Annotated in this window: 20 protein-coding genes and 1 tRNA gene; 10 read left to right on the top strand and 11 right to left on the bottom strand. The window is 68.2% G+C overall.

The genetic code is table 11. The features are described 5' to 3' along the window. The first annotated feature begins 108 nt into the window (after window positions 1-108). Window positions 109-858: an SPOR domain-containing protein gene (locus ING98_02065; GenBank protein ID MCA3100635.1), complete on the top strand. Its 750-nt coding sequence runs from the start codon at window positions 109-111 to the stop codon at window positions 856-858. 49 nt (window positions 859-907) lie between these two features. Here ING98_02065 and ING98_02070 read toward each other — a convergent pair whose 3' ends face one another. The 6 genes from ING98_02070 to ING98_02095 form a co-directional block, all read right to left on the bottom strand. Continuing rightward, complete coding sequence (locus ING98_02070) at window positions 908-1963, bottom strand: tripartite tricarboxylate transporter substrate binding protein (protein MCA3100636.1); 1056 nt, start codon at window positions 1961-1963, stop codon at window positions 908-910. Between the two features lie 79 nt (window positions 1964-2042). Continuing rightward, complete coding sequence (locus ING98_02075; protein ID MCA3100637.1) at window positions 2043-2825, bottom strand: SDR family oxidoreductase; 783 nt, start codon at window positions 2823-2825, stop codon at window positions 2043-2045. A gap of 75 nt (window positions 2826-2900) precedes the next feature. Next, complete coding sequence (cysM, locus tag ING98_02080) at window positions 2901-3794, bottom strand: cysteine synthase CysM (GenBank protein MCA3100638.1); 894 nt, start codon at window positions 3792-3794, stop codon at window positions 2901-2903. 11 nt (window positions 3795-3805) lie between these two features. Next, entirely contained in the window at window positions 3806-4594 is a 789-nt protein-coding gene (gene cobA, locus ING98_02085; protein MCA3100639.1) for a uroporphyrinogen-III C-methyltransferase, read from the bottom strand. Beyond that, the gene (locus ING98_02090; GenBank protein ID MCA3100640.1) at window positions 4591-5109 is read right to left on the bottom strand and encodes a DUF934 domain-containing protein; all 519 of its coding nucleotides are present in this window, start codon (window positions 5107-5109) and stop codon (window positions 4591-4593) included. Before ING98_02090 ends, cobA begins: the two co-directional genes overlap by 4 nt. Further along, complete coding sequence (locus ING98_02095; protein ID MCA3100641.1) at window positions 5090-6754, bottom strand: nitrite/sulfite reductase; 1665 nt, start codon at window positions 6752-6754, stop codon at window positions 5090-5092. Before ING98_02095 ends, ING98_02090 begins: the two co-directional genes overlap by 20 nt. Window positions 6755-6883: 129 nt before the next feature. On the opposite strand from ING98_02095, the gene ING98_02100 reads away from it, so the two are divergent. Beyond that, window positions 6884-7822, top strand: a complete 939-nt coding sequence (locus ING98_02100) for a CysB family HTH-type transcriptional regulator (protein ID MCA3100642.1) — start codon at window positions 6884-6886, stop codon at window positions 7820-7822. 189 nt (window positions 7823-8011) lie between these two features. Next, on the top strand, window positions 8012-8962 hold the full coding sequence (locus tag ING98_02105) for a tripartite tricarboxylate transporter substrate binding protein (protein ID MCA3100643.1): 951 nt from the start codon (window positions 8012-8014) through the stop codon (window positions 8960-8962). Window positions 8963-8992: 30 nt separating this feature from the next. Here ING98_02105 and cysE read toward each other — a convergent pair whose 3' ends face one another. Continuing rightward, the gene (gene cysE, locus ING98_02110; protein MCA3100644.1) at window positions 8993-9685 is read right to left on the bottom strand and encodes a serine O-acetyltransferase; all 693 of its coding nucleotides are present in this window, start codon (window positions 9683-9685) and stop codon (window positions 8993-8995) included. A gap of 100 nt (window positions 9686-9785) precedes the next feature. Between cysE and ING98_02115 the strand changes: the two genes are divergently transcribed. From ING98_02115 to ING98_02130, 4 genes are all read left to right on the top strand, one after another. Then, window positions 9786-12062, top strand: coding sequence for a molybdopterin-dependent oxidoreductase (locus tag ING98_02115; GenBank protein MCA3100645.1), 2277 nt, complete (start codon window positions 9786-9788; stop codon window positions 12060-12062). Window positions 12063-12120: 58 nt separating this feature from the next. Next, window positions 12121-13092, top strand: coding sequence for a cupin domain-containing protein (locus ING98_02120; GenBank protein ID MCA3100646.1), 972 nt, complete (start codon window positions 12121-12123; stop codon window positions 13090-13092). Beyond that, window positions 13089-14078 (top strand): tripartite tricarboxylate transporter substrate binding protein, encoded by a 990-nt coding sequence (locus ING98_02125; protein ID MCA3100647.1) that lies wholly within the window; start codon window positions 13089-13091, stop codon window positions 14076-14078. Before ING98_02120 ends, ING98_02125 begins: the two co-directional genes overlap by 4 nt. 66 nt (window positions 14079-14144) lie before the next feature. Further along, window positions 14145-14732 (top strand): DUF1080 domain-containing protein, encoded by a 588-nt coding sequence (locus ING98_02130; GenBank protein MCA3100648.1) that lies wholly within the window; start codon window positions 14145-14147, stop codon window positions 14730-14732. Window positions 14733-15124: 392 nt separating this feature from the next. On the opposite strand, the gene ING98_02135 is transcribed toward ING98_02130, so the two are convergent. Genes ING98_02135 through ING98_02145 form a run of 3 tightly spaced genes read right to left on the bottom strand, consistent with a single transcriptional unit; the run spans window position 15125 to window position 18477 of the window. Next, window positions 15125-16066 (bottom strand): 4-hydroxy-tetrahydrodipicolinate synthase, encoded by a 942-nt coding sequence (locus ING98_02135; protein ID MCA3100649.1) that lies wholly within the window; start codon window positions 16064-16066, stop codon window positions 15125-15127. A gap of 49 nt (window positions 16067-16115) precedes the next feature. Next, window positions 16116-17528, bottom strand: coding sequence for a tRNA lysidine(34) synthetase TilS (gene tilS / locus ING98_02140; protein MCA3100650.1), 1413 nt, complete (start codon window positions 17526-17528; stop codon window positions 16116-16118). Further along, complete coding sequence (locus ING98_02145) at window positions 17497-18477, bottom strand: acetyl-CoA carboxylase carboxyltransferase subunit alpha (GenBank protein ID MCA3100651.1); 981 nt, start codon at window positions 18475-18477, stop codon at window positions 17497-17499. Before ING98_02145 ends, tilS begins: the two co-directional genes overlap by 32 nt. An 82-nt stretch (window positions 18478-18559) precedes the next feature. Between ING98_02145 and ING98_02150 the strand changes: the two genes are divergently transcribed. Together ING98_02150 and rlmD are read left to right on the top strand one after the other, a co-directional pair. Next, window positions 18560-19336: a 3'-5' exonuclease gene (locus ING98_02150; GenBank protein MCA3100652.1), complete on the top strand. Its 777-nt coding sequence runs from the start codon at window positions 18560-18562 to the stop codon at window positions 19334-19336. 34 nt (window positions 19337-19370) lie between these two features. Then, window positions 19371-20852 carry a 23S rRNA (uracil(1939)-C(5))-methyltransferase RlmD gene (rlmD, locus tag ING98_02155; GenBank protein ID MCA3100653.1) on the top strand — a complete coding sequence of 494 codons (1482 nt, stop codon included), beginning with the start codon at window positions 19371-19373 and terminating at the stop codon, window positions 20850-20852. A gap of 46 nt (window positions 20853-20898) precedes the next feature. Here rlmD and ING98_02160 read toward each other — a convergent pair whose 3' ends face one another. Further along, on the bottom strand, window positions 20899-21588 hold the full coding sequence (locus tag ING98_02160; GenBank protein ID MCA3100654.1) for a Bax inhibitor-1/YccA family protein: 690 nt from the start codon (window positions 21586-21588) through the stop codon (window positions 20899-20901). A 185-nt stretch (window positions 21589-21773) separates the two neighbouring features. Between ING98_02160 and ING98_02165 the strand changes: the two genes are divergently transcribed. Next, a tRNA-Ser gene (locus ING98_02165) sits at window positions 21774-21860 on the top strand. Window positions 21861-21910: the final 50 nt, after the last annotated feature.

Consider the following 21910-nt stretch of genomic DNA (forward strand, 5'->3'; position numbering starts at 1 on the left):
CTCGGGCGTGGCCGCCGAAAGAGTGCACTGGCGGGCGGACCTTGGCCGACCGCTGGCGACTTTCGCTGTCCACCCCCGCTGCTGTCCTGCCGTTCAAGGAGACGACCCATGGCGTCCGCCCCGCCCAGTGCTCTGGCTGCATCCGACGAAGCGGCCGAGATCCGGCGCCGGGCGCTGCGCCGGCTCGTGATCGCCGTACTGATGCTGACCGCAGCCTTCGGCGCGCTTCTGGCCTACGAACAATTGAAGTCTCCCCGGATGATCACGCCGGCAGCCAAACCGTCCCCAACTGCCACGTTGCCGGTAACGAAACGGTTGATCGAGCCCGCGCCGGACGCAGCGCCTGCCTCAGAGACGACAGCGCCGGCGCCTTCCGCAACAGCCGCTGCGGAAGTATCGAACGCGCCGCCGCCACCGCCGCCGCCAGAGGTGATCAACACCGAACCACCGACATCGAAAGCGGGCCCTGCGCCCCGGTTCGCGCCGACACGACCGGAAACCTCCGTTTCGAAGGTTGCCAGCACGACGGTGCCGCCACCTGCCGCGGCTGCGGCGCCGGGCACCGCCGCGGCGCCCGCTGCCGCGCTCCGCCAAGCCCCATCCCCCCCCCAGCCCGGCGCTGCCTCACCGGCGGCAAAGACGGATGCATCCCGCACCTATGTCGTCCAGCTCGGTGTATTCACGTCGCCGCAGAATGCCGAGGCGCTGCAACGCAAGCTGACCGAAGGCGGCGTCTCCACGTTCACCGAAACCCGCGTGCTGATCGGCCCGTTCCGGGACCGCGCCGAAGCCGACCGTTCGATGGAGATCGTGAAGAAACTCGGGCTCGGCGCAGTAGTGATGCCGGCGCGCCCGTGATCCCTCGCGCGCAGTCGAGCGGTCGGCGCCCTGCAAGCCACCCATCGCACTACTGCTCGATACGGATCTTGCCTTCGCGGATCAGCCGCTCGTAGAGAACGAACTCCTTCTTCTGGAACTCCAGGAACTGCTGCGAGGTCGACACGATCGGCTCGAAGCCCTGGGTCGACAGACGCTCGCGCGCTTCCGGCCCCTGCATGATCTTCGACAACGCGCCGGTGAGCGTGGCCACCACTTCCTTCGGCAGGTTGGCTGGCCCGTATACGCCGTGCCACGAGTACATTTCGAAGCCGGGGAAGCCCTGCTCGATCATCGTGGGCACGCCCGGCAGCACCGCCGAGCGTTTCGCCGCGGTCACGCCGAGTGCGCGCACCTTGCCGGCGAGGATCTGCGGACGGGTGGCTATCATCGTGCCGAACATGCCGGCGATATGGCCGCCCTGGATGTCGACCAGCGCCGGCCCGGCGCCCTTGTAGTTGATGATCTCGAACCGGCTACCGCTGGCGTTGCGGAACAGCTCCATCGCGAGGTGCCCGGCCGATCCGATGCTCTCGGTGCCGGTGTTGATCAGCCCGGGACGCTTCAGGATCAGCGCGGCGAACTCGCGCGCATCCTTCGCCGGGATCGCGTTGTTCACGATCAGCACGGTCGGCCCTTCCGACACCCGGGTAATGTGCGTGAAGTCCGTCCACGTGTCGTAGGGAAGCTTGGGCAGCAGCGCGGCATTGATCACATGGACCGAGGCCTGGACCAGGAGTACCTGCCCGTCGGGTGCGGCTTTCGCGACCAGATCGCTGCCGATGGTACCGAAACCGCCGGGCCGGTTCTCGACGATGAACGGCTGACCGAGCGTCGCCGTCAGCCGTTCCGCCAGCAGGCGGCCGACGAAATCGACTGCGCCACCCGGTGCGAACGGCACGACGATGCGGACGGTGCGCGAAGGATACGCCTGCGCCGATGCGCTGCCAGCGGGCAGCAGGCCGGCGACTGTCGCCGCCAGGGCCAGCAAGGCAGCTGCGCGCATTGCCGGCAGACGGCCGCGCGGCCGGCGCGCGTGGCCAGAGGAGGATTGCGCTGGATCGAAGGCTACGGTGCGGTCACGCATGCGGCAACTCCATGGTTCAGTCTCGACTGATGGAAAAGACTGGTGCATCTCGTACGTTGCACCAGCGGGACCCTGCAGGTCAATATGTGGCGGGATAGCTTCCGCCGTCGATCAGCAGGTTCTGCGCAGTGATGTAGCCCGCATGCGCGGAGCAGAGGAAGGCGGCGTAGGCGCCGAACTCCGCGGGATCACCGAAGCGGCGCGCTGGCACTCCCGCTTCGCGCGCCTGCCACAGCGCATCGAACCCGGGGCCGTCCGGCCCGACCAGGCCCGCCACGTGCCGCCGCTGTGCGTCGGTCGCGAACAGGCCGGGCAGCAGGTTGTTGATCGTCACGTTGTACTGCACGGTCTGCCGGGCAAGGCCGGAGGTGAAGCCGACCAGCCCGGAGCGCGCACCATTCGACAACCCGAGCTCCTGCTGGGGAATCTTCACGCTGCGCGACACGATGTTCAGGATGCGGCCGAAGCGGCGCGCCATCATGCCGTCGACGGTCAGGCGCATCATCTCGATCGGCCCGAGCATCATCGCGTCCATCGCGGCGATCCAGTCGTCCCGGCTCCAGTGCCGGAAATCGCCGGGCAGCGGACCATCGGCATTGTTCAACAGGATATCCGGCTCAGGACAGGCTTCGAGCGCCGCTGCGCGGCCTTCCGGCCGGGCCAGGTCAGCGGCCACGGCGGTCACCTGCACCGCCGGACACTCGCTGCGGATGGCAGCAGCGGCCTCGGCCAGCGGGCCCGGCGTGCGGGCCACCAGCGTGACGTCGACACCCTCGCGCGCGAGCTGCATCGCGCAGGCACGCCCCATTCCGCGGCTGGCGCCGAAAAGCAGTGCCCTGCGTCCTGCGATGCCAAGATCCATCGTGCGGCTCCGGTGACGATCGACGCGTGAATCATCGCATGCGAACCGGCGCGTGCGCCCGCCGTGCGCCGCGGATCAGGCGGGAAAGACTCCGGTGGACAGGTAGCGGTCGCCGCGATCGCAGACGATGGTCACCACGACCGAGCGCGGAACGGCCGCAGCAGTGGCCAGGGCAACGGTCATCGCACCCCCGGCGGAGATGCCGGCGAAGATGCCCTCCTGCGCAGCCATCCGGCGCGTCGTCTCCTCTGCTGCGTGCTGGCTGACAGTCTCGATGCGATCGATGCGGCTGCGTTCGAAGATCGAGGGCATGTACGCCTCGGGCCATTTCCGGATGCCAGGTATCTGGGCGCCCTCCGCCGGCTGTACGCCCACGATCTCGATGGCCGGATTGCATTCCTTCAGATACCGCGACACGCCCATGATGGTGCCGGTCGTACCCATGCTGCTCACGAAGTGCGTGACCTGGCCCGCGGTATCGCGCCAGATCTCCGGCCCGGTCGACTCGTAGTGCGCGAGCGGATTGTCCGGATTGCTGAACTGGTCGAGTACGATGCCGCGGCCCTGTGCCTGCATCTGCAGCGCGAGGTCGCGCGTTGCCTCCATCCCGCCGGCCTGTGGCGTGAGGATGATCTCGGCGCCATAGGCGCGCATCGTCTGCCGGCGCTCGATGCTGGCGTTCTCCGGCATGATCAGGACCATCCGGTAGCCGCGCATCGCGGCGACCATGGCGAGGGCGATCCCGGTGTTGCCGCTGGTACCCTCGATCAGCGTATCCCCGGGACGGATCCGGCCGCGCGCTTCGGCACCACGGATCATCCACAGCGCGGGCCGGTCCTTGACCGACCCCGCAGGGTTGTTGCCCTCGAGCTTGCCGAACACCACGCCGCCGCCGGCAGCGGGCATACGCAACAGCTGCACCAGCGGCGTATCGCCGACCGCCCGCTCGAGTTCGACGACGCCGGCCATCTCTGGAACGATCAGGCCTGGCGCCGGGACGACGCGCCCGACGCCGGTTCGGCCAGCTGCACGGGTGCCGCATCGACAGACATCCGGGCGGCGACGGCCCGGAAGTTCTCGCCGACGACGATCAGCGCCGGCCCGCCGCTCAGGCGGGACGCTGCTGCACCGAGCGTGGCAAGCGTGGCCGGGAGCACCTGCCGTGTCGGCAGAGATGCCTGTTCGACCAGGACCGCCGGCGTCGCCGGGTCGCGCCCGGCGCCGATCAGCGCGGTGCCGATCGCCGCCGATTCATGCGACGCCATGTAGATCACCGCCGTGTCGGCCGCCGCCGCCGCATGCAGCCAGTTCGAGCGGTCCTCGCCTTCGCCCACGCGCGGAGTGACGAAGGTGACGCTGCGCGACACCCCGCGCGCGGTCAGCGAGCGCAGCGTATCGGCGCTCGCCGCCAAAGCCGAGGTCACGCCGGGCACCACCTCGATCTCGACGCCCGCCGCGAGCAGCGCATCGATCTCCTCCTGCGCGCGGCCGAACAGCATCGGGTCGCCACCCTTCAGCCGCACGATGTTGCGGTGGGTTGCTGCCGCATCGACCAGCCGCCTGTTGATGAAGCGCTGCGCGGTGGAATGCCTGCCACAACGCTTGCCGACGGCCACACGCTCCGCGCCCGCGGCGATGTCGATGATCGCCGGATTGACGAGCGCATCGTGGAACAGGATGTCTGCCTGCAGCAGCAGCCGGAACGCACGCAGGGTCAGCAGGTCTGGAGCACCCGGACCGGCACCGACCAGCCAGACCTTGCCGGTCATGCCGAGGCCCCTGCAGCGCCTGCCGATGCCGTGCGGTCGAACGGTGCGGCCCGATCGCCCGCGCCCTGGTAGACCTCATCGAATGCCGCGAACTCGGACAGTGCCGCCGCAAGGTCTTCCCCCTCGCGCAGTTCGAAGCTGTCGAAACCGCAGCGTGCGAGGTAGAACAGCACGTCGCGGGTCAGCGGACCGATCGCACGCAGTTCGCCGCGCCAGCCATGCCGCTCACGCAGCAGGCGGGCGATCGAGAATCCGCGCCCGTCGGTGAACGACGGGAAGTTCACCGCCACCAACGACAGGCAGTCGACGTCCCCGGCAATGAGGGCGGGATCGTCGCCCGGCTCCAGCCGTACGCCGACCCGGCCCTGCCGCTCGAGCAGGATGAACCGGGCATCGAGCCAGACCTGAAGCGGCACCAGCAGGTCGATGCCGGCGGGAACATCGCCGACGCCGCCCACCAGCACACACCACGGATCGACCGTGACGACTGCCTGCCTACTGATCAGCGAGTGCATAGACATTCCGCTTGAAGGCTTCGATACCCAGCCGCTGCACGGTATCGATGAAGCGCTCGGCATCCGAGTCGCGTTCGCGCAGGTAGACCTCGATCAGCCGCTCGATCACATCGGGCACGTCGGCCCGGGCAAAGGATGGCCCGATCACCTTGCCGAGCGAGGCTGTCGGCCCCTGGCTGCCGCCGATCGAGACCTGGTACCACTCCTGCCCGTTCTTGTCGACGCCGAGGATGCCGATATGGCCGACATGGTGATGTCCGCAGGAATTCATGCACCCGGAGATGTTCAGGTCGAGGTCGCCGACGTCGTGCAGGTAGTCGAGGTCATCGAAACGCTCCTGGATCGCTGAGGCGACCGGGATCGACACCGCATTCGCGAGCGAGCAGAAGTCGCCGCCCGGGCAGGCGATGATGTTGGTGATCAGCCCGCGGTTCGCGGTCGCCAGGCCGAGCGCCCCCAACCTGGTCCACAGCGCGTGCAGCGACTCGCGTTCGACGTCGGCGAACACCAGGTTCTGTTCATGGGTCACCCGAAGCTCGCCGAAGGTGTAGCGCTCGGCCAGGTCGGCGATGCCGTCCATCTGGGCGGCCGTGATGTCGCCCGGCGGCACCCCGGTCTTCTTCAGCGAGATGGTCACCGCGGCATAGCCGCTGACGCGGTGCGGATGCACGTTGCGCGCGACCCAGCGTGCGAAGGCGGTGTCTTCGCGCAGTTGCCGCTCGTGCACGGTGGATACCTGTGGCAACGCCCGGTAAGCGGGCCGCGTGAAGCGGGCCTCGACGCGCGCGATCTCGGCTGCGGGGAGCGTGCCCGGCCCGCCCTCGAGGAACGACCACTCGTGCTCGACCTGCCGCTGGAATTCGGCCACGCCCAGTTCCTTCACGAGGATCTTGATGCGTGCCTTGTACTTGTTGTCGCGTCGGCCGTGCAGGTTGTACACGCGCAGGATCGCATCGAGGTAGGTCAGCAGGTCGGCCGCCGGCAGGAACTCGCGGATCACATGGCCGACGATCGGTGTACGCCCGAGGCCGCCGCCGACCACCACCGTGAAGCCGGGCTTGCCGTCGTAATCGAACAGCGCCTTCAACCCGATGTCGTGCACCATCACGGCCGCCCGGTCTTCCGGCGAACCCGACAGTGCGATCTTGAACTTGCGCGGCAGGAAAGCGAACTCCGGGTGCAGCGTCGACCATTGCCGGATGATCTCGGCATACACCAGCGGATTGAGCACCTCGTCGGGTGCGACCCCGGCGAAATGGTCGACCGTCGTGTTGCGGATGCAGTTGCCGCTGGTCTGGATCGCGTGCATGTCGACGTCCGCCAGCTCGTCGAGGATGTCGGGCACCCGCTCGAGCGCAGGCCAGTTGAACTGGATGTTCTGGCGCGTGCTGAAGTGCCCGTAGCCGCGGTCGTACTCGCGGGCGATGCGCGCGAGGGTGCGCAACTGGCCAGCCTTGAGCATGCCGTACGGGATGGCGACGCGGAGCATCGGCGCATGGCGCTGCACGTACAGGCCGTTCTGCAGTCGGAGCGGCCGGAACTCATCCTCGCTCAGCGTGCCCGCGAGGAAACGCTCGGTCTGGCGCCGGAACTGCAGGGCTCGCTGCCGGACGATGCTGCGGTCGATCGTGTCGTACTGGTACATGCGCGGTCGGACCGGCCGCGAGGCCGCCCCATGTCGGACGGAAGGTTGTGATTCTCGCCGCCCTGGAACATGAGGAGAACGAATATAATCCGTTATCGTTATCTCTCCGATCGTATATGGGACGACTCGATGAACTTCCAGCAACTGCGCACCGTTCGCGAAGCCGTACGCCATGACTTCAACCTGACGGCCACCGCCGCCGCCCTGTTCACCTCCCAGCCGGGGGTCAGCCGCCAGATCCGCGAACTGGAGCAGGAGATCGGCGTCGAGATCTTCCAGCGCTACGGCAAGCGGCTGCTCGGCCTGACCGCGCCCGGCGAGACCGTGCTCGAGATCATCGAACGCCTGCTGCACGAGGCGGACAACCTGAAGCGGGCCGCGGAGGAACACTCCAACCAGCGCGGCGGCCACCTGATCGTCGCCACGACGCACACGCAGGCGCGCTACGTACTCCCGAAGGTGGTCGGCGAGTTCAAGCGCGAGTATCCGGACGTCAAGCTGGCACTGCAGCAGTCGCGGCCGGCACAGATCGCCGAGCAACTGCTGGGCGGCCGGGCCGACATAGGCATCGCCACCGAGTCGCTGCTCGACTACCCGGAACTGGTCGTGATGCCCGGCTATGAATGGCGCCATATGGTGGTGGTTCCCGACGGCCATGCCCTGCTCTCGGCGTCGTCGCTGACGCTGGAGGCGCTGTGCGCCTGGCCGCTGATCACCTACGATCCGGGATTCACCGGCCGGCCGCACATCGACGCGGCCTTTGCACGGGCGAAACTGCGTCCGGAGATCGCGCTGACCGCACTAGACTCGGACGTGATCAAGACCTATGTCGAACTGGGACTGGGCGTGGGCATCATCGCCTCGATGGCCTTCGACGCACGCCGGGATGGCGGCCTTAGGACGATCGAGGCCGGCCACCTGTTCGAAGCGAACCTGACCCGGGTGGCGCTGCGGCGGGGCACCTACCTGCGCGGCTTCATGCTCACCTTCCTCGAACGCTTCGCAAGCCACCTCACGCCCGCCTACGTGCGCCAGGCGATGGCGGGCGATGGGGCGGCATCGCGCTGATGCCGAGTTGATGCAGAGCGGTTGCCGCGGGGCGGCGCCAGACTGCATACTCGCAGCACGACGGTCAGGCCAGACGGTCGCCTTCTGCTGCAGAGGACCTGCGCGTTGAGCGGAACACGGAACATCCCCAGCCCCGCAACCTGCCATGTCTCCACGCGCGGCCGGCCGGCTGCGCTGACCGGAGCCCTCATGGCCCTGGTCTGGGCGGCCGCACCCAGCCATGCGCAGTCGCCGCAGGGCTATCCGTCGCGGCCGGTCCGCGCGATCGTCCCCTTCGCACCGGGTGGCGCCAACGACGTGGTGGTCAGGCTGGTCGGCAACAAGCTCTCAGAACTCTGGAGCCAGCCGGTGGTGGTCGAGAACCGCCCGGGCGCCGGGGCCACCCTCGGCATGGAAGTGGTCGCCCGGTCGGCGCCGGACGGCTATACGCTGGGTGCGGGCAACCAGTCGAGCCTCGTGATCGGCCCGCTGCTCAACCCGAAGGCGGGATACCACCCGCTGAAGGATCTCGCCCTGATCGGAAGCACCGCGCTGACCGCCTATGTGCTTGCGGTGAACCCGAGCGTGCCCGCAAAGACAGTGTCCGGGCTGGTGGCGCTCGCCCGGGCCAAGCCGGGCTTCCTGTCCTACGGCACCGCCGGGTCGGGCACGATCTCGCATATCGCGACCGAGATGCTGCTCGGCGCCACCGGCACGCGCATCCTGCACGTGCCGTACAAGGGCGCAGGACCCTATCTGAACGCGCTGCTGTCCGGCGAGATCGACCTTGCGCTGGTGGCACTGCCAGCGGCGGAGGCATTCGTGCGCAGCGGCCGCCTGCGCCTCATCGCCGCCGCTGGCGCGAAACGCGCCGCAGCGGCGCCGGCGCTACCGACCCTCCTCGAGTCGGGCATCGACATTGCCCCGGTCGAGGGCCGCTATGGCCTCGTCGGGCCGGCCGCACTGCCGAAAGAACTGGTGTCACGCATCAACGCGTCGATCGGACAGGCGCTGGCCGCCCCCGACCTGCGCCGGCGGCTGATCGACGGCGGCTTCGAACCCCTGTCCGATACGCCGGAACAGTATGCCGCGTCGGTCCGGCTCGAGATCGACACGTTCAGCCGCATCATCCGACAGCACGGCATCAAGCCGGAGAGCTGAGCCCGCCCGGTGCGCGGTCGAACGTCAGCGTCAGCTATCGGCTGCCGTGCGAGTGTCCTTGCCGCTTGCGGCCAGCCGCTCGGCCAGTTCCGCGAGTCGCCCCTCCTGCGCCAGCGCCCGCGCCTCCAGGCTCGACAGGGCAAGCACGATCGGATCGTCGAGGTCACGGGTCAATGCATACGCGGCGAAGCCCTGGTCCGGGCTCGTACCGTCGGCCGCGATCACCCGCGCCGGGATGCCGACCGCCGTCGCCAGCGGTGGCACTTCCTGCACGACCACCGCGTTCGAACCGATCTTCGCGCGATGGCCGATCCGGATCGGACCGAGGATCTTCGCGCCAGCGCCGACGATCACGCCGTCACCGAGCGTCGGATGCCGCTTGCCCTTCTTCCACGAGGTACCACCCAGTGTCACGCCGTGGTACAGCGTGCAGTCGTCTCCGATCTCGGCGGTCTCGCCGATCACCACGCCCATGCCATGGTCGATGAAGAACCGGCGCCCGATGATCGCCGCCGGATGGATCTCGACGCCGGTGACCGCGCGCGAAAGATAGGCGAGGAAGCGTGCTGGCCAGCACAGGCGCCAGCCCCAAAGTCGATGCGCGAGGCGGTGCAGCAGCAGCGCGTGCAGTCCCGGATAACAGGTCAGCACTTCCCATGCGTTGCGTGCGGCCGGATCGCGCTCGAAGATGACCGAGATGTCTTCACGCAGGTGTCGAAACATGGGAGCAGCCGCAGGCGCCTTGCGAAGGGCAGGAGATTGTATCCTCGCCCGACGGGCACGACGCCGACTCGGCATCGGCCCTGCCCTGGAGGATGACCGAATGGCCGTGCAGCGATTCCAGCAGCTTGCCCACTGGGGCGCCTACACGGCGGTGGTCGAGGACGGCCGCTTCGTGCGCGCCGAGCCGTTCCTCCGCGATGCGCATCCGTCGCCGATGCTGGAAGCCTTGCCCGAGCTGGTGTATTCCGACCACCGGGTACGACGCCCTTCGGTGCGCGAGGGCTGGCTGTCCGGGCGCGACCGCAACCGCAGCGGCCACGAGCGTTACGTCGAGGTCGACTGGGATACCGCGCTGGGTCTGGTCGCCGGCGAGCTGGCGCGCGTACGCGGCGAATACGGCCCTCAATCGATCTTCGGCGGCAGCTATGGCTGGTCGTCCGCCGGCCGCTTCCACCATGCCCGCTCGCAGGTGCGCCGCTTCCTCTATTCCGGTGGCGGCTCGGTCGACCAGCTGGGCAACTACTCCTGGGGCTGCGCGCAGTTCTTCCTGCCGCACGTGATCGGCACCTTCGCCCCGGTGACCGGACGGGTCACCGACTGGAACTCGATCGTCGGGCATACGAAGCTGATGGTCGCCTTCGGCGGCCTCGGGCTCAAGAATGCGCAGGTCGCCTCCGGCGGCTCCGGCGAGCACACGCTCGAGACCTGGCTGCGCAAGTCGAAGGCTGCCGGCATCGAGTTCGTCGTGGTCAGTCCGACACGCAGCGATGCGCCCGCCTTCCTCGATGCGCGCTGGATCCCGATCCGTCCGAACACCGATGCCGCGCTGATGATGGGCATGGCGTTCGAACTCGTCGCGCGCGGCACGCACGACCGCGCGTTCCTCGCGCGCTGCTGCACCGGCTACGAGCGCTTCGAGGCCTACCTCACCGGGCGCAGCGACGGGCTGGCGAAGTCGCCGGAGTGGGCGGAGGCGATCTGCGGCGTGCCGGCCGCGGACATCCGCGCACTCGCCCGGCGCCTCGAGGGCGTGCGTTCAATGCTTACCCTCACCTGGTCGCTGCAGCGGGCGCACCGCGGCGAACAGCCCTACTGGATGGCGATCACGCTGGCCTCGATGCTCGGCCAGGTCGGGCTGCCCGGCGGCGGCTTCGCGTTCGGACACGGCTCGATCCAGGGCGTGGGCGCGCCGCGCGACGTCCGCGCCGCGTCGCCGGAACTGCCGCTCGGCCGCAACCCAGCGGGTGCGCATTCGATCCCGGTCGCACGCCACACCGACCTGCTCGAGAACCCGGGCGCCAGCTACGACTTCAACGGCGAGCGCAAGACGTATCCCGACATCCGGCTTGTGTACTGGGCCGGCGGCAACCCGTTCCACCACCACCAGGACCTCAACCGCATGCGCCGCGCCTGGCAGCGGCCCGAGACCATCGTGGTACACGAGACACACTGGACGCCGACCGCGAAGCACGCCGACATCGTGCTGCCGGCGACCACCTCGCTCGAGCGCAACGACATCGGTGGTGCCTCGCGCGATCGCTACATCATCGCCATGCAGCGCGCGATCGACCCGCAGCATCAGGCGCGCGACGACTTCGACATCTTCCGCGACCTGGCGGCGCGCAACGGCCATGAAACGGCTTTCACCGAGGGCCGCGATGCCGACGGCTGGATCCGGCTGATGTACGAGCGTACGCGCGAGGCGAACGGAAAGATCGGCGTGCAGCAGCCAGCGTTCGAGGAGTGGTGGCGCACCGGCTGGTACGAGGTGCCGCCGCCGGCGAAGGACTTCGTCCTTTTCGAGGCGTTCCGTGAAGACCCTGCCGCCCATCCGCTGTCCACGCCGTCCGGGCGGATCGAGATCACCTCCGAGCGCATCGAGGGCTTCGGCTACGACGACTGCCCGGCCCACCCGACCTGGCTCGCGCCGGTCGAATGGCTAGGCGCGGCCGGGGCCTCGACGCACCCGCTGCACCTCGTCACCAACCAGCCGATGGACAAGCTGCACAGCCAGGCCGATTTCGGGCCGCTGGCTCGGGCGAAGCGCATCGGCGGTCGGGAACCGATCCACATGAACCCGGCCGACGCGCAGGCACGCGGGCTCGTGCACGGCGACCCGGTGCGGGTGTTCAATGGGCGCGGCGCCTGCCTCGCATCGGTGGTGCCCGACGATGGGGTCGTCCGGGGTGCCGCGATCATGGCCACCGGGGGCTGGTACGACCCGCAGGATGAAGGTCCGGACCCACTGGAACTGCGTGGCAACCCGAACGTGCTGGCCCCTGATCTGGGTACCTCGAAGCTTGCACAGGGTTCCAGCGCGCTGTCGATCCTCGTCGAGGTAGAACGCTGGGCAGGCCCGGTCGCGCGGCAGGCTTGACGCAGTGCCTGCGCGCTGCCTATCGTGACGGCCGCCCCCCCTCGAACGGAGCATCGCCATGCCAGCAGCCCTCGCCGTGCGCCACGACAGCAGCATCGCCGACCTCGAAGCGGCGATGCGCGCCCACGTCGGCCGGCATGCCGAGAAAGTTCCCGACTGGGACGCTTTCCCTGCCAGCCGCGGCTTCCCTGAACTCGACCGGGCACAGATGCGCTTCATCGGTGCCGGCGGCTCGCCCAAGGTGGGCGACCCGAACACCCTGCCCGCCGACCATTTCACGATGAGCATGGTGCACCAGCCGGTCGGCAAGTACGCGGTGCTGCATGCGCACGAGATCGAAGAGGCCTTCCTGGTTCTGTCGGGCGTGCTCACCGCCACCTGGCAGTACGACGACGAGATCATCGAGGCGAAGCTCGGCCCGAAGGACATGGTGCTGCACATGGCCGACCGGCCGCACGGCTTCCGCAACGACGGCTACGAACCAGTGCTGGTGTCGATCATGCTTGGCAAGGGACGCCCGGAGATGCCTCGCTACCTGTTCCATCCGAAGACTCATGGCAACGAGTTGTCCGCCCGCTACGGTGCCGGGCCCGCGCAGACCCACAGGCTGGACTTCTCCAGCGACGATCCGCGCCATCGGGAGTTCGCGCGGCATGTCGTGCGCTACAGCCAGCAGCGGCCCGAGTGGAACGATGCAGGATTCGCCCGGCTGGCATACATTGGCGCCGGCGGCGCCCCGGCGGGCACCTATCGAAAGGACCTGATCCACCTCCCGCAGGGACGCGGCGTACAGTCCTACGTGCGCGACGTAGAGGACGCGTACCTGGTGCTGGAAGGCGTGATCACCGTCGGCTGGGAAGAAGACGGCCGCAGCGTCGAGCAGCGACTCGGTCCGAAGGACGTGATGCTCAACCCGGCCGGACGCCGGCACTGGTTCCGAAACGACGGTTTCGCCGATGCCGAGTTCATGATGGTCGTGGGAACGCCGAAACCGGAAGACGTGCGTTTCGTCGGGACGGTGCCAGCATGAGCAGCGTCATCGGACGCGCTGCCCTGCACGCCCTCGCCGCCGTGCTGCTCATCGCTCCCGCGCTCGTGCGGGCGCAGGCGGGCTGGCCGAGCAAGCCGATCACGCTGGTGGTCACCGTCCCCGCTGGCGGCTCCATCGATGCCGTCGCGCGTATCGTCGGCGAGGAGATGTCGCGTGGCCTGGGCACGCCGGTGCTGGTCGAGAACCGCGCCGGTGCCGCCGGCAGCATCGCGGCGGGAGTCGTCGCCAGGGCTGTGCCCGACGGACACACGGTGCTCGTATCGGGCACGAACACGCTGACGCTGAACCCGATCCTGCAGAAGAAAGACGAGAACTGGGTCGATCCCATCAAGGGCTTCGCGCCTATCGGAACGTCATCGCGGACCAACTACGTGCTGGTTGTCGGGCCGCACATCAAGGCCACCACCGTAGAAGAGTTCATCGCCTTCGCGCGCAGGAATGACGGCAAGCTCACCTATGCCTCGTCCGGCAGCGGCAGCCTGATCCATGTCGCCACCGAGATGTTCAACGCGGCCATCGACGTCAAGGCTGTGCACATTCCCTACAAGGGCCTCGCCCCCGCCGTGCAGGACCTGCTGGCCGGACGCATCGACTACATGTTCGATTCCGCGACCCTGGTCGAGCAGATCCGGGCCGGTCGGGTGCGCGCGCTGGCGGTGATCGGGCCGCAGCCGCTGCAGGCCATGCCGGAACTGAAGGCCCTCTCCGCGCATGGCGTGAAGGGCCTGGAAGTGCTCAGCGGCTGGTACGGCTGGTTCGCTCCGGCCGGCACGCCGCCTGAGGTCGTGCGCCGCCTGAACGCGGAACTCGCGCGCATCGTCACGATCCCGAGGGTGCGCGAACGGATGCTCGCCCAGGGTACCGAACCGTTGACGATGTCACCGGAGGATTTCACGAAGCGGCTGGCCGATGACATCCGCCGCTTCGAACCCGTGCTGAAGAAGATGGGCATCAGCGTCTACTGACGCAGGCCTGCAGGGGGTATTGCCGGATGCGCAGCCGCGCCGCCGGAACCGAGGGAGGAGACACACATGGATCGTCGTTCAGCGCTGAAGGCTTCCGGCGCACTGCTCGCGCTCGCGGCAACCGGCTGCAGCAGCATGCCCGGCATGGGCAACTGGATTCCGCTGTTCGACGGCGGCAGCATCGACGCGTTCAATCAGATCGGAAAGGCAAACTGGCGCGTGGTCAACGGCGTGCTCGAGGCCGACCAGGGCCCCGGGTTCCTGGTCTCGAAGCGCTCGTTCGACAACTTCCGGATCAGCGCCGAGTTCTATGCGAACGCGGACACCAACAGCGGCATCTTCATCCGCTGCCAGGATCCGGCGAAGATCACAGCGACCAATTCGTACGAAGTCAACATCTGGGACCAGCGCAAGGATCCGACCTACGGTACTGCTGCGATCGTGGACTTCGCCAAGGTTTCGCCGCCCTATCCGCAGGCCGGCGGGCGCTGGAATACGTTCGAGATCACCGCCGATGGCCCACGGCTGGTCGTCGTCTTCAACGGCCAGACTACCGTCGACATCCGCGACACGAAGTACGCACGCGGACCGATCGCGCTGCAGTCCTCGGGCGGGCTGATCCGGTTCCGGAAGGTGCTGGTGCTGCCGATCTGACGGTCGTGCCTCGACGCGCGGAGGGAGCTGCCGGCTCCGTTCGTGTCCCCCGCCCCCGGGCGCGCGTGCGCCCGGGGGCTCCTCCTTTACCTCACTCCGCCGGCAGCCCCCTCCGCGCGTCTGCTCTACCACCGTGCCTTATTGAGAGTAGTGGGGCGCGTGCGACGGCAGGTGCGTATCCCGACCGCCGAACGGTTGCATGGTTCCTCTCTCACCACAGCACCGGCGCTGATCGAGGCGAGGGGCCACCTGGCGGAGCGAGGTAAAGGAGGAGCCCCCGGGCGCGCCAGCGCCCGGGGGCGGGGGACACGAGCGGAGCCAGGTGGCCCCTTGCCTCGATCCGGCACTGCGCGAACCGCCAGGTGGCCCCTCGCCTCGATCCGGTAGAGCAGCTACGCAGCCGCCGCCAGCGACGGCCGCATGCGATACCCGTACTGCCGGTCGAGCCCGAGCCGCCGCACGATCTCGACGCCTTTCGCCAGCGGCTCACCCTCCAGGTTGCGCAGCGGCCTGCGCAGGCTGCCGGCAGGAAGCCCGCAGGCGTGCATCAGCGACTTCAGCGCAACCGGGTTGATGTACGAGTAGACGTAGTGCCAGAGCGGCAGCAGCCGCAGGTAGGTCTCGCGGAAGGCTTCCGCCTCGGCATAGCTTTTCCAGGGCGCCGAGATCGTCGCCAGTTCCGCCGGTGCGAGGTTGCCGGTCATGTTGGCAGTGCCATGGCCGCCGAGCGACATGGTCGGCAGCACCAGGCCAAGGTTGGGCGAATCGCAGCACATGATCGACACGTCGGGACGCCCGGCGATGACCTGCGCGACCTGGCCGACGCGCGTCGTCGACTCTTTGTGCACGACGTAGTTCGGATGCTTGAAGATACGCAGCAGGTTGTCCCAGTGCAGGTCGGTCTTCACCCGCGGCGGGTTGTTGTAGATGCCCAGCGGCAGGTCGGTCGCATCGGCCACCTCGAGGAAGAACGCCTCGGCGTCGGCCTCGGAGGCGCAGATGTAGGATGGCGCCGCGAGGATCGCGCCGTCGGCGCCGTTGTCGCGCGCGAAGCGCAGGTTGGCGATCGTCGCTTCGGTGTTGTTGCCGGTGCAGCCATAGAAGAAATCCATCGCACTGGTTTTCATCTTCGCGGTCTCGACGATCAGGGCCTTCTTCTCTTCCGGCGACAGCATCGAGGCCTCGCCGGTCGACCCCATGAACAGGATCGCGCGGGTGCCATGGCGCTGCTGGAAATCGAGCAGCGTGCGGAACGCGCCGAAGTCGATCGAGCCGTCCTCGTTGAAGGGGGTGATCAGCGCGACGAACGAACCTTCGATGCGGCGACGGGACATGGCAGGCTCCGGCGGGGGTGGCTGGACGTGGCGCCAGTGTACTGCAGGCTCATCCGTCGACAAGCCACCGGAACACGCGCCCCGCTTCGCCGGGCCGGGCTTCGAACGGTCCGGCCACGGCGACACCCGGCACGCACGCCAGTTCGCCGCCGATGCGCAGCAGCGGCCAGCGATCGCGCTGCCACGGCGGCACCGACGACTCCTGCCACAGGTTCTTCAGCGTTCGCCGCATCGGCGGTTCACCGATGGCCATGCGCGGCGCCGGGCCACCCGAACGGGTGCGCGCGTCGATGGTCAGCACCGCGCCACGCAGCAACCGCTGCGCGATGCCGGCGCCAAGGGCAGGCTCGGCCACCAGCATGCCGCCGAGCGCCGGCAGCACCATCTTGGCCCGGCGGTTCCAGGCCACTGCACCGCTCGCGGCATCGGCCGGGTGCGGACGATCGAGGTACAGACGGTCGCGGTAGCGGCGCAACGTGACGCCATCGAACACGACCTCGACCGCGCGCTCCGGCCCGGCTTCGCAGGCCTGCCTGATCGCCTCGGCGAGGCGCCGCTCCGGCGGCATCGGCACGCCGTGGCGGCGCAGCCACTCGCGCAGCAGTTCGCGCGCCCGGCCCTCGCCGATCGCCGCGACCACGCCCAGCGACACCCCGGCTGGCCGGACCGGGCTGCCTTCGAGCGCCGCGTGCAGGTCCTCCGCCGCGATCGCCTCGACCAGCTGCGCCGAGGCTGCGAGCAGCCGGCCGCTGCGTGCGAGTGAGGCGCGTGCCGACGCAAAGCGCTGCTCGAGCAGCGGCATCACAGCGTGCCGGATGAAGTTGCGATCGAACGCGGTGTCGGCGTTGCTCTCGTCCTCGATCCACGACAGCCCCTGCTGCCGGGCACAGGCCTCCAGCGCTGCGCGCGGCAGGTCGAGGAACGGACGCAGCATGCGCGGCCTCCCGGCCGCGGGGTCGACCTCCGATCCCTCGGGCATGCCGGACAATCCGCGCAGCCCTGCGCCGCGCAACAGTTGCAGCAGCACCGTCTCGGCCTGGTCGTCGCGGTGATGGCCGAGGGCGATCCAGTCGGCGGGCTGCGCTGCGAACACCCGCTGGCGCTGCTGCCGCGCCGCCGCCTCGATGCCGAGGCCGGACGCCCGGTCGACCACCACCCGGGCGACAGACAGCGGCACCTGCAGGCGCCGGCATTGCGCCCGGCAGAAAGACGCCCAGCGATCTGCATTCGGACTCAGCCCATGGTGCACGTGCACCGCCGACAGGCGCACACGCCCTGCGTGCGCCAGCGCGGCAAACGCATGCAACAGCACCACCGAGTCGACGCCACCGGACAGCCCGACGCAGACCGACGGCAACCCGGACGCGCCATCGGGTGCGCTGGCCTGCTCAAGCGCGCGGGCAACCGCCCCGTGCACCCGGGCGAGCGGGTCAGCCGACTTCGACCTCGCGGAATTTGCCATAGCCCATGAGCCGATCGAAGCGCCGCTCGAGCAACTGGTCGACGGGTCTGGCGCGGATGCTCTTGATCGCATCGGCCAGCGCACGCTTGAGCGTGACCATCATCTGGTCGGGGTCGCGATGTGCGCCGCCGGCCGGTTCGGACACGATCTTGTCGACCAGGCCGAGCGACTTCAGGCGCGAGGCGGTGATGCCGAGCACCGCCGCTGCGTCGGGTGCCTTGTCAGCGCTCTTCCAGAGGATCGATGCGCCACCCTCGGGCGAGATCACCGAGTAGGTCGAGTACTCGAGCATCAGCAGCACGTCACCCACCGAGATGGCGAGGGCACCGCCCGACCCGCCTTCGCCGATCACCGTGCACACGATCGGAACGTTCAGCCTGGCCATCTCGAACAGGTTGCGCCCGATCGCCTCGGACTGGCCGCGTTCCTCGGCACCCACGCCCGGGTAGGCACCGGGCGTGTCGATGAAAGTGAACACCGGCAGTTCGAAGCGCTCCGCCAGGCGCATCAGACGCAACGCCTTGCGATACCCCTCCGGCCGCGGCATGCCGAAGTTGCGCAGGATCTTCTCTTTCGTGTCGCGGCCTTTCTGGTGCCCGATCACCATGCACGGCTGATCGTCGAAGCGGGCCAGCCCGCCGATGATCGCCGCGTCGTCGGCATAGGTACGATCGCCGTGGAGTTCCTGGAAATCGGTAAACAGTCGCTCGATGTAGTCGCGCGAGTACGGGCGCTGGGGGTGCCGCGACACCTGCGAGATCTGCCACGGAGACAGCTTCGCGTAGACCTGCCGGGTGGCCGCAGCACTCTGCCGGCGCAATGCGGCGATCTCGTCGGCGGGATCGGAGGCGGTGCCGTCGGGCGCGAGATCGTGCGCCACGAGCAGCGCTTCGATCTGCGCTTCGATCTCGGCGATCGGCTTCTCGAAATCGAGGAAGGTCTGTTTCATCGCCGGCAATGATAGCCGATCGCCGGGACCTTCATCCGCGCCCATCGGCTAGAATCCGCGGCCAACCCAACGCGCGCAGTCCATGAACCCGATACTGGCTTTCGACATCGAAACCATCCCCGACATTGCCGGGCTGCGCGTGCTGCACGGGCTGTCGGATGCCCTGTCCGACCAGGATATCGTCGACATGGCGCACCAGAAACGACGACAGAGCCACGGCACCGACTTCCAGCCGCTGCACCTGCAGAAGGTGGTGGCCATCTCCTGTGCGCTGCGCGAAGGCGATCACTTCCGGGTGTGGTCGCTCGGACAGCCGGAAGACAGCGAAGCGACACTGGTCCAGCGCTTCTTCGACGGCGTCGAGAAGTACCTGCCGCAACTGGTGTCGTGGAACGGCGGCGGCTTCGACCTGCCGGTGCTGAACTACCGCGCACTGGTCAACGGCGTCACTGCACCGCGCTTCTGGGATCTCGGCGACGACGACCGCGAGTTCAAGTGGAACAACTACATCAGTCGCTACCACATGCGGCACCTCGACCTGATGGACCTGCTGGCGATGTACCAGCCGCGCGCGTCCGCACCGCTGGACGAACTGGCGAAGTTGTGCGGGTTCCCGGGCAAACTGGGTATGGACGGCAGTCAGGTGTGGGGGGCGTTCCGCGACGGACGCCTGCCCGAGATCCGCGCCTACTGCGAGACCGACGCGGTCAACACCTACCTGATGTACCTGCGCTTCCAGCATCTGCGCGGCACGCTGGTGCCGGCGGTCTACGAGCAGGAGATCGTGCGGGTACGCTCGACGCTAGGCCGAACCCCCGGCGCGCACTGGCAGGAGTTCCTGGCGGCATGGCCTGCCTGATGTGCGCGTCCGCCACGCTGCCGGCTGCCGCGCGATGAGTACCGCCCGTTCCTTCGGCCGGCGTGGCACTGCGCCCTCGGGTGCCTCGGTTGCTACGGTCGACCTGTCCACCCTGCCCCTGGTGGAGATCGAGTCGCTCGACCAGGACGGCCGGGGCATCGCGCGCCTCGACGGCAAGACCCTGTTCGTCGACGGTGCCCTGCCCGGCGAGCGCGTACGCATCTCTTCCTACATGCGCAAGCCGACCTACGAGTTCGCGCAGACGATGGCCATCGAACGTGCGTCGGCCGAACGCATTGCCCCACGGTGCCCGCACTTCGGGGTCTGCGGCGGCTGTGCCATGCAGCATGTCCAGCCCAGGGCCCAGGTGGCGACCAAGCAGCGGGTGCTCGAAGACGCGCTGATGCACATCGCGAAGCTGCGCCCCGGCATGATGCTCTCGCCGATCCACGGACCGACCTGGCACTACCGCTACCGTGCCAGGCTGTCGGTGCGGCTGGTGGCGAAGAAAGGCGGCGTGCTGGTCGGCTTCCACGAGAAGCGCAGCAGCTTCATCGCCGACATGCGCGAATGCCACGTGCTGGCACCGGTGGTGGCCGACCTGCTGGTACCGCTGCGCGCGCTGGTCGAGGGGCTGTCGATTGCCGACCGGATGCCGCAGATCGAAGTGGCGGTGACCGATCCCCGGACCCGCGCCGTCGGTGCCGCGCCGCTGCCCCATTGCGCGCTGGTGTTCCGCAACCTGGCGCCACTGACGCCGGAGGACGAAGCGCTGATGCGCGCTTTCGCCGACACCCATCGGGTGCAGGTATTCCTGCAGCCCAAGGGGCCGGACACCGCGTACCCGCTGCATCCGGCAGAGCCTGCACTGCTCGAGTACCGGCTGCCGGAGTTCGGTGTCGGCCTGCAGTTCTCGCCGACCGAGTTCACCCAGGTCAACCATGCCATCAACGAAGTGCTCGTGCGCCGCGCGACAGGCCTCCTGGCCCCGCGGCCGGGCGAGCGTATCGCCGACTTCTTCTGCGGACTGGGCAACTTCTCGCTGCCGATCGCGAGCCAGGGCGCCGATGTGGTCGGCGTCGAGGGCGCGAAATCCCTGGTCGCGCGCGCGGCGTCGAACGCCGCACGCAACGGCTTGTCCGCGCGTACGCGTTTCGAGGCGGGCGACCTGTTCAAGGCCGATGCCGACACGCTGGCAGCGCTCGGCCGGTTCGACAAGTGGCTGGTCGACCCGCCGCGCGACGGTGCGCTGGCGCTGATCAAGGCGATCGGCGAACCGACCGCCGCCGGCGTCGTGGTGCCGCCACCCGCGCGCATCGTCTACGTGTCATGCAACCCGGCGACGCTGGCGCGCGACGCCGGGCTGCTGGTGCACACCAAGGGCTACGTTCTGCGCGCGGCGGGCGTCGTCAACATGTTCCCGCACACCGGGCATGTCGAGTCGGTCGCATGGTTCGAGCACGACCCGACCGCGGCGCTATCCGCTGCCCTGCCCGACCAGTTGCCACCGAAATGAAAACGGCCCGCCGAAGCGGGCCGTTCTCGACCAGGACCCTTGGGCTTCAGTCGCGATTGCCGGTGAAGGCCATCAACAGTTGCACCAGGCCCGAGAAGATGTTGTAGATGCTGATGTATAGGCTCAACGTGGCAGACACGTAGTTCGTCTCGCCGCCGTGGATGATGCCGCTGAGCGTATAGAGGATGAGCATCGTCGAAAGCAGCACCACCACCGCCGAGATGGTCAGCGACAGCACCGGCATCTGCAGGAACACGTTCGCGACGATCGCGATCATCGCCACGATGACGCCGACCATCAGGAACTTGCCCATGAAGCTGAAGTCGCGCTTGGTCACTGTGGCGATCGCAGCCATGCTGAAGAAGGACACGCCGGTGCCCGCCGCCGCCATGGCGATGATCTGGCCACCGTTCGACAGGCCGAGCGCCGACTGGAGCAGCGGTGCGAGCAGCAGGCCGAGCATGAAGGTGAAGCCGAGCAGCAGCGCCACGCCCAGACCGCTGTCCTTGTTCTTTTCGATCGCGAATACCATGCCGTAGAACACGGCCAGGATCACCACGAAGCTCATGATCGGGTTGGTGCGCATGATCCCGAAGTCGAGCTGCATGCCGATCATCGCTCCGATCAGCGTCGGGATCATCGTCAGCGAGAGCAGCATGTAGGTGTTGCGGAGCACCCGGTTCTGCGAGACCGAAAGTTCCCCTGCCTGGGCCGGGATCCGGAGTTCTGGTTGCATGTGTTCCCTCCTGGGAAAGTGAAAGCGGATTGCTACGACGATTCAGACCCTGGCTTGCGCCGGAAGTTCCGTATCATGACAAAGGTTCAGGTGGTCGGTCTACCGTGATCAGTGTCCATGCCTCCCCAAAGCGGCTGGTGGCGCCATGGGCCGGAATTGAGTAGCCTTCCGGCCGACGGATGTACGGAAGCGTGGCCGAGTGGTTTAAGGCAGCGGTCTTGAAAACCGCCGTGGGGGAAACTCCACCGTGAGTTCGAATCTCACCGCTTCCGCCGGAGGATTGTCCTACCCTGCTGATTCTACAATCTATTTTCGTCGCGCC

The organism is Rhodocyclaceae bacterium (genome assembly GCA_020248265.1).
GTDB lineage: Bacteria > Pseudomonadota > Gammaproteobacteria > Burkholderiales > CAIKXV01 > CAIKXV01.